This is a genomic window from Priestia sp. TRM10 (assembly GCF_057808375.1).
In genome coordinates, this window is sequence record NZ_JBJZOT010000007.1 from 189,355 (window position 1) to 201,825 (window position 12,471).

At 36.7% G+C, this 12,471-nt stretch carries 14 protein-coding genes; 9 read left to right on the forward strand and 5 right to left on the reverse strand.

Going from position 1 to position 12,471, the window contains the following annotated elements:
• Nucleotides 1-100: 100 nt before the first annotated feature.
• The gene (locus ACK3CR_RS06085) at nucleotides 101-739 is read right to left on the reverse strand and encodes a lytic transglycosylase domain-containing protein (protein ID WP_488975084.1); all 639 of its coding nucleotides are present in this window, start codon (nucleotides 737-739) and stop codon (nucleotides 101-103) included.
• Nucleotides 732-1,328, reverse strand: a complete 597-nt coding sequence (locus ACK3CR_RS06090; RefSeq protein WP_243520971.1) for a CYTH domain-containing protein — start codon at nucleotides 1,326-1,328, stop codon at nucleotides 732-734. The genes ACK3CR_RS06085 and ACK3CR_RS06090 overlap by 8 nt, the downstream gene beginning before the upstream one ends.
• A gap of 225 nt (nucleotides 1,329-1,553) precedes the next feature.
• On the opposite strand from ACK3CR_RS06090, the gene ACK3CR_RS06095 reads away from it, so the two are divergent.
• The 4 genes from ACK3CR_RS06095 to ACK3CR_RS06110 all read left to right on the forward strand — a co-directional run bounded on the left by ACK3CR_RS06095 (nucleotide 1,554) and on the right by ACK3CR_RS06110 (nucleotide 4,442).
• The gene (locus tag ACK3CR_RS06095) at nucleotides 1,554-1,934 is read left to right on the forward strand and encodes a UPF0738 family protein (protein ID WP_243514394.1); all 381 of its coding nucleotides are present in this window, start codon (nucleotides 1,554-1,556) and stop codon (nucleotides 1,932-1,934) included.
• Nucleotides 1,935-1,978: 44 nt separating this feature from the next.
• Nucleotides 1,979-2,602 carry a GTP diphosphokinase gene (yjbM, locus tag ACK3CR_RS06100; RefSeq protein WP_061803313.1) on the forward strand — a complete coding sequence of 208 codons (624 nt, stop codon included), beginning with the start codon at nucleotides 1,979-1,981 and terminating at the stop codon, nucleotides 2,600-2,602.
• A 22-nt stretch (nucleotides 2,603-2,624) separates the two neighbouring features.
• Entirely contained in the window at nucleotides 2,625-3,419 is a 795-nt protein-coding gene (locus tag ACK3CR_RS06105; protein WP_019393815.1) for an NAD kinase, read from the forward strand.
• Nucleotides 3,420-3,542: 123 nt separating this feature from the next.
• Complete coding sequence (locus tag ACK3CR_RS06110; protein WP_243514393.1) at nucleotides 3,543-4,442, forward strand: RluA family pseudouridine synthase; 900 nt, start codon at nucleotides 3,543-3,545, stop codon at nucleotides 4,440-4,442.
• A gap of 16 nt (nucleotides 4,443-4,458) precedes the next feature.
• On the opposite strand, the gene prpE is transcribed toward ACK3CR_RS06110, so the two are convergent.
• Nucleotides 4,459-5,214, reverse strand: coding sequence for a bis(5'-nucleosyl)-tetraphosphatase PrpE (prpE, locus tag ACK3CR_RS06115; protein ID WP_243514392.1), 756 nt, complete (start codon nucleotides 5,212-5,214; stop codon nucleotides 4,459-4,461).
• Nucleotides 5,215-5,472: 258 nt separating this feature from the next.
• Here prpE and mgtE point away from each other — a divergent pair, with 258 nt between their 5' ends.
• The 5 genes from mgtE (at nucleotide 5,473) to ACK3CR_RS06140 (ending at nucleotide 10,657) form a co-directional block, all read left to right on the forward strand.
• Entirely contained in the window at nucleotides 5,473-6,849 is a 1,377-nt protein-coding gene (mgtE, locus tag ACK3CR_RS06120) for a magnesium transporter (RefSeq protein WP_420851470.1), read from the forward strand.
• A 34-nt stretch (nucleotides 6,850-6,883) separates the two neighbouring features.
• A complete protein-coding gene (locus ACK3CR_RS06125; RefSeq protein ID WP_243514391.1) occupies nucleotides 6,884-8,764 on the forward strand; it encodes a monovalent cation:proton antiporter family protein in 1,881 nt (626 codons plus the stop codon).
• Between the two features lie 114 nt (nucleotides 8,765-8,878).
• Entirely contained in the window at nucleotides 8,879-9,658 is a 780-nt protein-coding gene (fabI, locus tag ACK3CR_RS06130) for an enoyl-ACP reductase FabI (protein WP_019393810.1), read from the forward strand.
• Between the two features lie 144 nt (nucleotides 9,659-9,802).
• A complete protein-coding gene (locus tag ACK3CR_RS06135; RefSeq protein ID WP_328123075.1) occupies nucleotides 9,803-10,264 on the forward strand; it encodes a CotO family spore coat protein in 462 nt (153 codons plus the stop codon).
• Nucleotides 10,265-10,321: 57 nt separating this feature from the next.
• Complete coding sequence (locus ACK3CR_RS06140; RefSeq protein WP_243514389.1) at nucleotides 10,322-10,657, forward strand: DUF1360 domain-containing protein; 336 nt, start codon at nucleotides 10,322-10,324, stop codon at nucleotides 10,655-10,657.
• 36 nt (nucleotides 10,658-10,693) lie between these two features.
• On the opposite strand, the gene ACK3CR_RS06145 is transcribed toward ACK3CR_RS06140, so the two are convergent.
• Together ACK3CR_RS06145 and ACK3CR_RS06150 are read right to left on the reverse strand one after the other, a co-directional pair.
• Nucleotides 10,694-11,461, reverse strand: a complete 768-nt coding sequence (locus ACK3CR_RS06145; RefSeq protein ID WP_488975052.1) for a hypothetical protein — start codon at nucleotides 11,459-11,461, stop codon at nucleotides 10,694-10,696.
• Between the two features lie 156 nt (nucleotides 11,462-11,617).
• Complete coding sequence (locus ACK3CR_RS06150; protein WP_243514387.1) at nucleotides 11,618-12,340, reverse strand: BMQ_0737 family morphogenetic spore coat protein; 723 nt, start codon at nucleotides 12,338-12,340, stop codon at nucleotides 11,618-11,620.
• Nucleotides 12,341-12,471: the final 131 nt, after the last annotated feature.

Genomic DNA, 12,471 nt, shown 5'->3' on the forward strand with positions numbered 1-12,471 from the left:
GGTTTACTTTGTTATATTGTAGCAGTCGTCTCTCTTTAACTCAAACTATCCGCCTATAAGCATCATGCAAAAAAAAGCTCCTGTCTTAGACAGGAAGCCTTTATACTTGATAATAACCCATTACTTTTTTCACATATTCTTTTGTTTCAGTAAAAGGGGGAATTCCTCCATATTTGTCTACATTGCTAGGACCTGCATTATAGGCAGCAAGAGCAAGGGAGACATCTCCATCATATTTCTCAAGCATTTTTTTTAAATATTTTGTTCCTCCTCGTATGTTTTCAAGAGGATTTAAAGGATTTAGTACACCTAGACTTTGTGCTGTAGCTGGCATAAGCTGCATAAGGCCTAATGCTCCTGCGCTGCTCTTAGCATCTTTTTTAAAGTTAGATTCTTGCGTAATGACGGCTTTGATGAGTTTAGCATCTACTCCAAATTCTTCGCTCGCTTTATGAATAAGGTCCATAAATGGCGTATCTCTTTTTTCTGACGCTTGTGCTTGTACAGGTGGGCTCGTCACACTCAGAGGAGCTGAAAATGTAAGCTGATTCTGCAAAAAGGCCGTGCCAGATGAACTTTTTTCCGCTTCAGGCGATGAAGCGGATGTCAGCAATACATCGCTAAGGATCGATGAAAATAGAGAGTTTAAAGATGATTCATTTGCGGGTAGTTTATTAGATGTCATCGTTTGAAAAGCCTGAAGCTGTAGAAGTGCTAAATAAGATTGAATATTATTCATCATGCTCTCCTAGTTGCTTATATTTTAAGGTGAAAAAACGCTGAATTTTATTGTTCGTTTCTCGCATTGGAATATGAAAACGGTTGAGAAGCTCTAGGAATGCTTTTTTTCCACTTTCCTCATTTCTTACTTCATATTCAAGTTCAAAATCTTCATGGTTAAGGTATGTGCTATGATCTAAAACAAGCAGTCCGTCCTTATAAGGAACCTCCGCTCTTTTCGTTGTAAGGCTGCCAAATAAGTTGACTTTCCTTACTTCAATACCAAGGGTTTTGATTTGTTTTTCCATTGAAGAAGGAAGAGGGCATTCACCCTTTAATAAACGAGTTGTTTCCTCCTTTGTCAGCGTTTCATGCGTTTCAAGAAGGCCAACTTTACTTGGCTGTTTAAGTGTCAAAACATAGCGATCATTTTTACATCGTATCCGAAGAGCAGCTCGTTTTTCTTTAATATCAAAATTTGGAGTATCAAAATAATAGTTTGTTTGTTCTTTAAACTGACCTTTGTCTATATGAAAAGCATCCATAAGCTTGTGAAATTCAGTAGAAGTTAATAAATTTTTAAATTCAATCTCAATTTCTTGTTTCATCATCTATTTCCTTTCCTTGTAAAAAAATAATATCTTTTCTATTATTCCATGTTTTAAAAGTAAACTCAATTGTCTCTTTTCTTCTTTATTAAGTGCCTTTCTTTACTAGCATGACTTCTCTACGAATTTTAGCTTTAATATGGTAAAATGAAGGCGGGTAATTCAGAGGTTTTAGTCTAAATATACATAATATGCTCATTTATTGTTGAAGGGAGATTTACTGCTATGTCAAACAGAATCGAAGTAAATGGTACGGAATGGAAAGAGGGTCGCTTATATATTAAAACAGAAGCGTTAAATCAAAACATTGAAACAATAGAAGATACAGGTCAAATGATTGTTGATTCTGATAATTTATCTTTCATTTATATTATAGATGTAAACGAAGCGTTTGTTTATGTTAGTATTACGGAGCCATACTGGAATGACATTAAGGAAGCGAAAGAAAATAACGCCAATGTTGTAGCTCTTGTAGGTGAACATGAAGTACAACTTGAAAATATTTTCACAGAATTAGAAGACCTTGTAGAAAACATCGAAGGAAACTCTAACTATGGAGAAGAATTTATGGGTTCTGTTGAAAAAATATTTTTAAATAAAGCTTAAAAGAGCACATATTTTCTTGAACAAAATTGGTGGTGTAAATCAGTATGTTAAAACATTGGGATTTATTTTTAGCTCCTTATAAACAAGCGGTTGAAGAATTAAAAGTAAAATTAAAAGGAATGAGATCTCAGTATGAGTTGAAATCAACTCATTCTCCGATTGAATTTGTAACAGGTCGGGTGAAGCCGATTCCGAGTGTCCTTGATAAAGCAGCAAGAAAAGGGATTCCGCTAGATCGTTTAGAAGAAGAAATGCAGGATATCGCGGGGCTACGTATGATGTGTCAGTTTGTCGATGACATTCCCTCTGTTGTAGAGATTTTAAAAGAAAGAAACGATTTTGAAGTTGTAGAAGAAAGAAACTATATTACAGAGAAGAAGGAAAGTGGCTATCGTTCTTATCATGTTGTATTACGCTATCCTGTTCAAACGATTGAAGGCGAGAAAAAAATTCTCGTCGAAATTCAGATTAGAACGCTTGCGATGAATTTTTGGGCAACAATTGAACATTCGCTGAACTACAAATATAGCGGCAACTTTCCAAAAGAAATTAAAGAGCGTTTACAACGCGCTTCAGAAGCAGCTTTTCAACTTGACGAAGAGATGTCTAAAATAAGGGAAGAAATCCAAGAAGCCCAAGTTATGTTTTCACGAAAGAAAGAAAAATAACAATCAATGGAGGGAGCCACAATTGAAATTTGTAGTAACGTCAAAAGGTGATGAAACATCGAATACGCTCGCACAAAAAATGCGTACATATTTGCTTGATTTTAATTTAGAGTATGATGAAACACATCCAGATATTGTTATCTCAGTTGGGGGAGATGGAACACTTCTCTATGCTTTTCACCGTTATCAGCATCGTTTAGATAAAACGGCTTTTGTTGGAGTTCATACAGGACATTTAGGCTTCTATGCGGATTGGAGACCGAAAGAGATTGAAAAGCTCGTTATTGCAATCGCTAAAACTCCGTTTCAAATTGTGGAATATCCCCTTGTTGAAGTGATTATTCGCTATTTAGGTGGAGGGAAAGAATCGCGCTATCTTGCTTTAAACGAGTGTACAATAAAAAGTGTTGAAGGTTCTTTAGTTGTAGACGTTGAAATTAAAGGGCAGCTCTTTGAAACGTTTCGAGGGGATGGTCTCTGTATTTCGACTCCTTCTGGAAGTACTGCTTATAATAAAGCATTGGGAGGAGCTATTCTTCATCCATCTCTTCAAGCTATCCAAGTTGCAGAGATGGCTTCTATCAATAATCGCGTATTCAGAACAATTGGTTCACCGCTTGTTTTGCCAGCTCATCATACAGGGATGTTCAAGCCTGTCAATGACGTCGATTTTCAAATAACAATTGATCACCTGACGTTGCTTCATAAAGAAGTAAAGTCTATTCAATGTCGTGTGGCTCAAGAGAAAATTCGCTTTGCGCGCTTTCGTACATTTCCGTTTTGGCAAAGAGTACGAGATTCATTTGTTACAGAATAAAAGGAGGCAGCTTTATAAAAAGCTGCCTTTTTTGTATATTTTATATAAAGCGCGAGTTGCATTTTCTTTTTTAAATAAGTAATAAAAAGTTTTTGATCTATATTAAATAAAGAGGTAGAGATAATGGAAAAAAGGTTTACGCTTTCTTGGGAAATTTCAGCACATTATGATGGAACAATAACGAGAGACTTTTTAAAGGATCATTCCATCTCAAAAGCATCGCTTACAGCAATTAAATTTCAAGGTGGATTTATTAAGGTTAATAATCAAGATGAAACAGTACGATATATATTAAAAGAAGGTGATGTTTTAGAGGTAGCTTTTCCACTTGAAAAACGAAGTGAGAACATTAAAGCAGAGAAAATGCCCTTGGATATTCTATATGAAGATGAGCATTTTCTCGTTGTTAATAAAAGGGCAGGTATTGCGACAATTCCTTCACGGGAACATCAATCAGGTACGTTGAGTAATGCGCTTTTGTACTATTATGTGCAGAACGATATTCATGCGACACTACACTTTGTTAATCGACTTGATAAAGATACATCAGGACTTCTTGTTGTGGCAAAGCATAGATATAGTCATTATTTATTTTCAAAAGCGCAGCAAAGTCATAAAATCCATCGCTTTTATCAAGCATTTGTTCATGGTGTTCCTGCAGAAGAAGGAACAGTATCAGCTTCAATTGGTAGAGCAGATGATAGCATTATTAAGAGAGAAGTTGTAGAGAATGGCCAGCATGCTGTAACTCATTACAAAGTGCTTGAACGCTTCAAAGAGGCAGCTATTGTTGAGCTTTCTTTAGAAACGGGAAGGACGCATCAAATTCGCGTGCATATGAGCTATATCGGGCACCCTTTACTTGGAGATGATTTATACGGAGGTAAGCAAGGGAGAATGAACCGTCAAGCGCTTCACTGCTATAAAATGGAATTTAAACATCCGTTTACAGGTCAATATTTATCATTTATAGGAGAACTACCAGAAGATATGTTGAAATGTCAAAGAGAGCTTGCACAGTAAAGCAAGCTCTCTTTTTTTAAGAGAAAGTAGAGAACTTCTCTTCAACATATGGCATTGAGGAGGGAATAGACATCGTTTCATATTGAGGATATCGGAAAGCTGTGAGAGCTCCTCCGAAAACTACTCCAGTATCAATGTTATATGTATTATTCACTTTTCGGACGTTTTTAACAGGTGTATGCCCATAGACAATCGTTGCTTTCCCCTCATAGTGCTGAGCCCAATCTCGACGAACTGGGGAGCCGTTTGGATGCACTTCTCCTGTGATGTCTCCATAAAGAACGAAGGTTTTTACATGATGACTATGTTTTCCAATATCTTTTTCTCGGATGCCAGCATGTGCAACAACTAATTTTCCTTTATTCAGCACAAGATAAAGAGGAGCTGTTTCATACAGTTTCATGAACTGTTCACGAACGAGTGCCTGCTTGTCTTTGGAAAGGGATCTATATTCAGCAACAGTTGTTTCAAGGCCATGGGTGATTTGTACTTTATTTCCTTTAAAGAACCGATAAAGTTTGTTGCAGTGGTTACCAGGACAATAGAAAGCGGCCTTTTTGCTAACGAGTTTTGAAACGATATCTATAACAGCTAAGGAATTTTTTCCTCGATCTGTTAAATCACCTAAAAATACGAGTTTCCTTCCTTCTGGATGTAAGGGGATATCGGTATTCCACTGGTAACCAAGCTCTTTTGTTAGAAGGACAAATTCATCATAGCAGCCATGAATATCACCGATTACATCAAATCCTTGCGCAGATTGTTTAACCATGTTATCATTCCTTTTTAAGTTTATCCGTAGTTGAATTTTAGAGGATTTTCTTCTATATTTCTCTTCGATATGTGGTAATTCTAGAGGAAACGTTCGAAGTTTCTAGAACTTTTTCAACACATTTTATCATGTCCTATCCGTTTTTTTTCTACTCTAATATTAAAAGATAAAAACTAAAACAAAAGAGGGTACATTGATTTTAGCGGAATACATGTATCGTCTAGCTTCTATAGATGAACAACTTCATGGAGGTGGGTTATGATGAATAATGAAAAAGTGCAAGAAAGAAAGGAGCAGACAGAGCTCATTTTGTTTCATTTACTTCATTTACGTGACATTGAAACATTTAGAGAAGAGTTTCTGAATCTCCATTCTTATGATCAAGCTCAGTTTTATGAAGAGCTTAATGAAGAAGAACGCCTTATTCTATATAGTTTCCTTTCACCAGAGGAAATGGCTTCAATCTTTGAAAGTATTGAAGTTTCAGAGGAAGAGTATAAGGAGCTTCTTGGCGAAATGATGCCGGACTTTGCAGCTAATATGTTAGCAGATATGTACGCTGATGATGCAGTTGACGTGTTAAATGAGCTTGATAAAGAACAAGTTGCAAGCTATTTAACGATTATGGATGATGAAGCAGCGGATGAAATTAAAGAGCTTCTTCATTATGAAGAATCAACTGCCGGCAGTATTATGACAACAGAGTATGTAGCTATTTATGCAAACGAGACAGTAAGTTCAGCAATGAGAATTTTAAAAGAAAAAGCACCTGTTGCTGAAACTATTTATTATGTATTCGTCATAGATGATGAGAAACGCCTTGTTGGAGTTATTTCTTTACGTGATCTTATTGTGGCAGAAGATGACACGTTAATTTATGAAGTAATGAGCGAAAGAGTTGTATCTGTTTCTGTTGCTGAAGATCAAGAAAAAGTAGCACGTACAATGCGAGACTACGATTTTTTGGCTCTTCCAGTTGTTGATTTTCAGCACCACCTCCTTGGAATCATTACCGTTGATGACGTAATGGACGTTATTGATGAAGAGGCATCAGATGATTATTCAAAGCTTGCCGGGATTTCAGACGTTGATGATACGATTCGGACTCCCTTTTCAGCGGCAAAGAAACGCTTGCCGTGGCTTGTCATCCTGCTATTTTTGGGAATGCTAACCGCAAATCTTATTGGGCAGTTCGAAGAGACTCTTGATAAAGTGGCAATACTTGCAGTCTTTATTCCTCTTATTGGTGGAATGGCTGGTAATACAGGAACACAGGCATTAGCAGTTGCTGTTAGAGGAATTGCAACAGGTGAAGCGGATAAGGAAAGTAAATGGAAACTTATCGTCCGTGAAGGATTAACAGGGGTAATAACAGGAGGAAGCTGTGGAATCCTAGTCGTTTTTGTTGTTTATATATGGCAACACAGCTTCGTGTTAGGACTGCTTGTTGGAGCTTCTATTTTTGCAACTCTTATTGCAGCAACAATTGCAGGAGCGCTTGTTCCAATTATTATGCACAAATGTAAGATTGACCCTGCTGTTGCTTCAGGTCCGTTCATTACAACCGTAAATGACATTATTAGTGTATTAATTTATTTTGGGCTTGCAACAACATTTATGAGTTATCTTACTTGATAGTAAATAAATTAAAGAAAGAAGGTGGAGTAACATGGAAGAACATGCTTCAGTTGTCTCACTAGCCATTGTTGTTATCTGTGCTTTCTTAACTCCTATTTTGCTACATCGTTTCAGGTTAAGAGTGATTCCTGTTGTTGTAGCTGAAATCATTGTTGGTCTTATTATTGGAAAAAGTGGATTTGATCTTGTTCAACAAGATATGTGGCTTGAAACATTATCAACCCTAGGATTTATCTTTTTAATGTTTTTGAGCGGAGTTGAAATTGATTTTTCTGCTTTCACGGGTAGTAAGCAAAAAGAACAGCTTTCAAATGGGAAAAAAGCTCCAAACACATTTGCTGTTTCAAGCTTAATTTTTGGAGGAGTTTTTATTCTCTCTCTTATCCTTTCCTATTTGTTTGTGTGGATGGGGTTTATAGACAATGCGTTCTTAATGACCCTCATTATTTCAACCATTTCACTTGGCGTTGTTGTTCCAACATTGAAAGATCGTCAAATCATGAAAACAAATATTGGTCAAATTATTTTACTTGTAGCCGTTATTGCTGACCTTGTTACAATGATTCTGCTTGCCGTTTTCGCTTCTCTTCATGAAGGTGGCGGAGGAAGCATGTGGCTTCTGCTTGTTTTATTTGGTGCTGGTATTGTCCTTTATGTTTTCGGGAACTATTTCAAAAAGCGATCTTTTGTTGAATCCTTATCAACAGGAACAATCCAAATCGGGACCCGGGCCATTTTCACTCTGATTATCGTACTTGTAGGGTTATCAGAATCAATTGGGGCAGAAAATATTTTAGGTGCCTTTTTAGCAGGTGTTCTTGTTTCCTTATTGTCACCAAACCATGATATGGTACAGAAACTGGATTCCTTTGGATATGGCTTCTTAATTCCAATTTTCTTTGTAATGGTTGGAGTAGAGTTGAATTTAGGTGAGATGTTGAGTGATTCAAAAGTAATTATTCTTATCCCCCTTCTTGTTGTAGCTTTACTTATTTCAAAAATCATTCCAGTTTATCTATTAAAGAAATGGTACGATACAAAAACAGTATTTGCGGCGGGCTTCTTACTAACTTCAACATTGTCTCTTGTTATTGCAGCTGCAAAAGTTGGTGAAAATCTAGGCGTTATTGATCAAAAAATGAGCGGAGCTCTGATTTTAGTTGCTGTTATTTCAAGTATTATTTCACCAATCTTATTTGCTAAGCTATTCCGTAACCCATCATCAGAAAACCCAACTGTTCGGGTTAAACTGATTGGAGCAAACCAGCTTACTTTACCTGTTACAAAAGAGCTTAGCCCCCATGTATATGATGTTACATTATTTCATCCAGCACAGGAAAAAGTTGAGGACGAAACATCAAGTTCCCTATTTGATATTGTTGAAATTGAAAGCTATGATATAGAAGAACTAAAGAAGCAAGATGTATTTGATACAGACATTCTAGTTGTGACGTCTGGGAATGAGGAACGAAATGCAGATATTGCTCTTTATGCGAAAGAGATAGGTGTTGAGCGTGTTATTGCGCGAATTGAAACGCCAACTTTACAAGATAAAGTACGCGAACACGATGTTGATGTTTTTTCAGTGTTAACTTCAACAACGTCGTTAATGAAAGCTCTTATCGAGTCACCAAGCTTAATTGGGATTTTAACAAATAGAGATGCAGCTCTTTATCAAATTGACGTTCATAATCCAAAATATATGAACATTCCACTTCGAAAATTTCCGTTTACAGGAGATGTGATTTTTGTTCGGATTTTTAGGGGGAATGAGTCCCTTATTCCTCATGGAGACACTGAACTATTAAGAGATGATCGGATTATTGTAACGGGTTCTACAGAGTACGTAGAAGAATTAAAGCGAACATTGCAGTTTGGAAAAAATCATTCAATCGAGAAGCCTGAACTTTAAGTTCAGGCTTTTTTTTTGATAAGCATTTGTTGAGAAGTGATAATGTGGTATACTGAAGATGATATTAGTACCTGATACTAATACTAACAATAAAAAATGTGAGGAGAATCTTCAATGAAAAGTTTATCCTTAGAAGGCCGTACATACGTAGTGATGGGGGTTGCTAATAAACGAAGCATTGCTTGGGCTATTGCACGTTCTTTACACGAAGCAGGTGCTCGCCTAGTTTTTACATATGCAGGAGAACGTCTTGAAAAGAATGTTCAAGACTTAGCTTCTTCTCTAGAAGGAGCAAATTCACTTGTATTGCCTTGTGATGTAACAAATGACGAGGAAGTTGAAAAATGTTTTGCACAAATTAAAGAAGAAGTTGGAACAATTCACGGAATTGCTCATTGCATCGCATTTGCAAACAAAGAAGAGTTACAAGGTGAATACATGAACACAACGCGTGAAGGATTCCTGCTTGCGCATAACATTAGTTCTTATTCATTAACAGCTGTTGCAAAAGCAAGCAAAGATCTCATGACAGAGGGCGGCAGTATTGTTACACTAACTTATTTAGGTGGAGAACGCGTTGTCCAAAATTACAATGTAATGGGCGTTGCCAAAGCTTCCCTTGATGCAAGTGTGAAATATTTAGCATCTGATCTTGGTCAGCATGGAATTCGCGTAAATGCTGTTTCAGCAGGTCCAATTCGCACACTTTCTGCAAAAGGAATTAGCGATTTCAACTCTATTTTAAAAGATATTGAAGAGCGTGCACCACTTCGTCGCACAACAAACCCTGAAGAAGTTGGGGATACAGCATTATTCTTATTCAGCGACCTTGCACGCGGAATTACTGGAGAAACAATTCACGTTGATTCTGGTTTCCATAGCATGGCACGATAACTAAAAAATCAGCTTTTCATTATGAAAAGCTGATTTTTTTTTATGTTTTTTAGAGAAACGAACAAACTTTGCTCCCTTACAGCATACATTTTTAAAAGAATGTCGCAATTTTAAGTGAACGTCAGCATGGAAGGGGAGAAGAGTTTGAAAAAGTTTAATAATGAAGGGGAAAACACGCCGCTTATGTATATTGTCCAACCAGAGACGATAGAAAAGCCAAAGCGATCGATGCAATCTGTGTACCAAAACTCATTTTTTAAGAAAGTGAAGAAAACAAGAGATGAACGTGAAAAAGTAGCATCGCTTTCAAAAGCGCTTGAAGTAGTCCAAAATCCTTTAGCAGAAAAAGAAAAAGAAAAAGAAAAAGAGAAAAAAGAAAATAAAATGTTTCAGAAGATGAGTATTGAGGAAAAAGCGGCTTTTTTAGCTGATTTTCCACCACACCTCTCACAGCCTGTTTGCCAAGTAGAAACAAAAGAACGAACTTATAGTGGCACAATTGTGAAAGTAGAAGATGAGACTCTCTACATGATTAATCCAGCTAAAACAGAACAAACTGTTGTTCCTACAAGTGAGGTAAAAGATATTACCATTTTAAAAATATAGGAATCTTAATTGATCTAAACACAATGTCTAGACTATGAAAGGAAGGCAAAAACTTTTATGACGTGGATGACTTTGCTACTGCTCGTTCTTGCTACATTTCGTCTAACACGACTCATTGTTTTTGATAAGATTACCTTCTTTATTCGTCGTCCCTTTCATGAAATTGTAGAAGAAACGCTTGAAGATGGTTCTGTAACTACGTATATAAAAATGAAAGGAACAGGTCTGAGAAGGTGGATTGGGGAACTGTTAAGTTGTTATTGGTGTACAGGAATGTGGTGTGCTATCGGTCTTTATGTTCTTTATTCAATATATCCAGACATTTCATTTCCGTTTCTCTTTGTGCTTGCGATTGCAGGGGTAGCTGGAATTATTGAATCATTTGTAGAATAAAAAACAAGGTGTGGTCTTGAACCACACCTTGTTTTTCTAAGATGAGAAGTTGAATATTGCCTTATTTAAGAAGGGAACACCTTCTTTGAACTCAGTTGTGTATGCATATCCTTCTAAAATAAAAGACGAAAGACTAGAACTAAGAGTTAGTTGAAAAGAATCAAAGGTAACAGATTCTCCTGGAGGAATTTCATGTGTTTTTAAAGGTTTCAACCAATACTCTCCATTTTTTTGAACACGTTCTTTCCAATCCTTTACAGCGTATTCCCATCCTTCTGAGTTTTGTTCTGAAAGACCAGGTTCTTCTTTATGAGATGAATCTCGAATTTTCCCGCTTATAATACACTTTGGTTCACTTACTTTTAAACATAAAAGGGGAGCGTGGACTGTATCCTCCGTTTCATTTTTAATAACAGCATTTCCAATGAGTGTTACATCTTCTTCTTCTCCGACCGGAATAATTGATGAGTACATAAAATAACATTTCAAAGTTGTGAGAGTGGCTTTAGGAGAAGAGAGAATTCTTTCTGCCTGCAAGCGTTCATTAATCATTTTTTGTTCAGAAAGCTCATTTTTTAATAGAGAAAGTTCTTTTTTAAAGATTTCTGTCTGTCCGTCGTCTAATGAATGAATAGGTGGAATGTATTTCTTTTTCCAAAATGCTACATTTGCTCGTTCTGTTTCAAGATCTTGCTCGTACTTTTTTATTGTATGTTCCAATCGATTAATTTCAGATTTATAATGAATAAGTTTCTGTTGTAGCTGTATAGATTGATTAGAAGATGAAGCTGTTTTTTTACCCATAGTTTTACCTCCTCTTTTTATATGTATGAAGATACGAAGATAGATTTGTCAATATTCTAAAAAACTCTCCGCTTTATAAGAAAAAGGCAATTGGAGGGGGCCAATCGCCTGTTGACACATCACTTATTGAGGAAAGAGAGGAGAAAAAATCTCCTCTTATTCATATAGAGAGTAGCCAGGGAAAATTTCTGGGCACTGTGGTGGCGCATGTTTTACAGGGCAAGATCCGTTTGTAACAATGTCGATATCTGGACGTGGATCACAGAACTTTCCTTCAACTTCAATCTTTACATATGCTTCCATTTGAATGTCTAAGCAAAGTGTTAAACATACATCAAGCTGTTGGAAGCAGTTATGTGGGTCGCTGATAATTGATGCGTGACAGTCAGCAAACGTAATATGACCGACAAGCTCTGTTCCTTCTGGAGCGCATAAGAAGAATGTTTGAATTGTTGCAAAAGGCTGTGGAGCTGAGTAGCAAAGATCTCCATCTTCATCTAGAATACGAACAACATAATAACCTCTTACAAGTACTTTAACTCTTTGAAGTGTTACACACTCTCCATCTGGAAGTGTAACTGTTACTTCAGGACGACCGCCTGATTGAATAATTTCTGTAATTTCTAATCCTTCTTCGCAGTTGTGGTCAACTGGATTACCAGAAGAATCTGTAATCATACAAGACGCTTCACAAGCGTCTGATAAGAAATCCAGTTCATACGGATCTGTATCCTCTGGTAAGTCGAAATGAAAATCAAAGTCTAAGTTGTCAAATCCATGTTTCCCCATATGACAAGAAACAGGTAGTTCAACTTCGCGATTAACCCAATCGTAGACTTTTGGCACGCGGATGCATAGTCTCTCTTTAATAGGTTCCATCGTTTTACCTCCTATAAATAATTGTCCTCGCTCTCATCCCTGAAACACGTTTAGGACTAATACATAGTATGAAGAATGCTCTGTTATGTTCCTTAACGATAGCGGAATTTCGTGGGTAAAAGCGGAATTAT

Coding starts and splice junctions, on each gene's coding strand:
- ACK3CR_RS06150 (WP_243514387.1), bottom strand. CDS start 12,340: ATGGAACCTATTAAAGAGAGACTATGCATCCGCGTGCCAAAAGTCTAC.
- yjbM (WP_061803313.1), top strand. CDS start 1,979: ATGTTAAAACATTGGGATTTATTTTTAGCTCCTTATAAACAAGCGGTT.
- mgtE (WP_420851470.1), top strand. CDS start 5,473: ATGATGAATAATGAAAAAGTGCAAGAAAGAAAGGAGCAGACAGAGCTC.
- ACK3CR_RS06140 (WP_243514389.1), top strand. CDS start 10,322: ATGACGTGGATGACTTTGCTACTGCTCGTTCTTGCTACATTTCGTCTA.
- prpE (WP_243514392.1), bottom strand. CDS start 5,214: ATGGTTAAACAATCTGCGCAAGGATTTGATGTAATCGGTGATATTCAT.
- ACK3CR_RS06145 (WP_488975052.1), bottom strand. CDS start 11,461: ATGGGTAAAAAAACAGCTTCATCTTCTAATCAATCTATACAGCTACAA.
- ACK3CR_RS06110 (WP_243514393.1), top strand. CDS start 3,543: ATGGAAAAAAGGTTTACGCTTTCTTGGGAAATTTCAGCACATTATGAT.
- ACK3CR_RS06085 (WP_488975084.1), bottom strand. CDS start 739: ATGAATAATATTCAATCTTATTTAGCACTTCTACAGCTTCAGGCTTTT.
- fabI (WP_019393810.1), top strand. CDS start 8,879: ATGAAAAGTTTATCCTTAGAAGGCCGTACATACGTAGTGATGGGGGTT.
- ACK3CR_RS06125 (WP_243514391.1), top strand. CDS start 6,884: ATGGAAGAACATGCTTCAGTTGTCTCACTAGCCATTGTTGTTATCTGT.
- ACK3CR_RS06095 (WP_243514394.1), top strand. CDS start 1,554: ATGTCAAACAGAATCGAAGTAAATGGTACGGAATGGAAAGAGGGTCGC.
- ACK3CR_RS06090 (WP_243520971.1), bottom strand. CDS start 1,328: ATGAAACAAGAAATTGAGATTGAATTTAAAAATTTATTAACTTCTACT.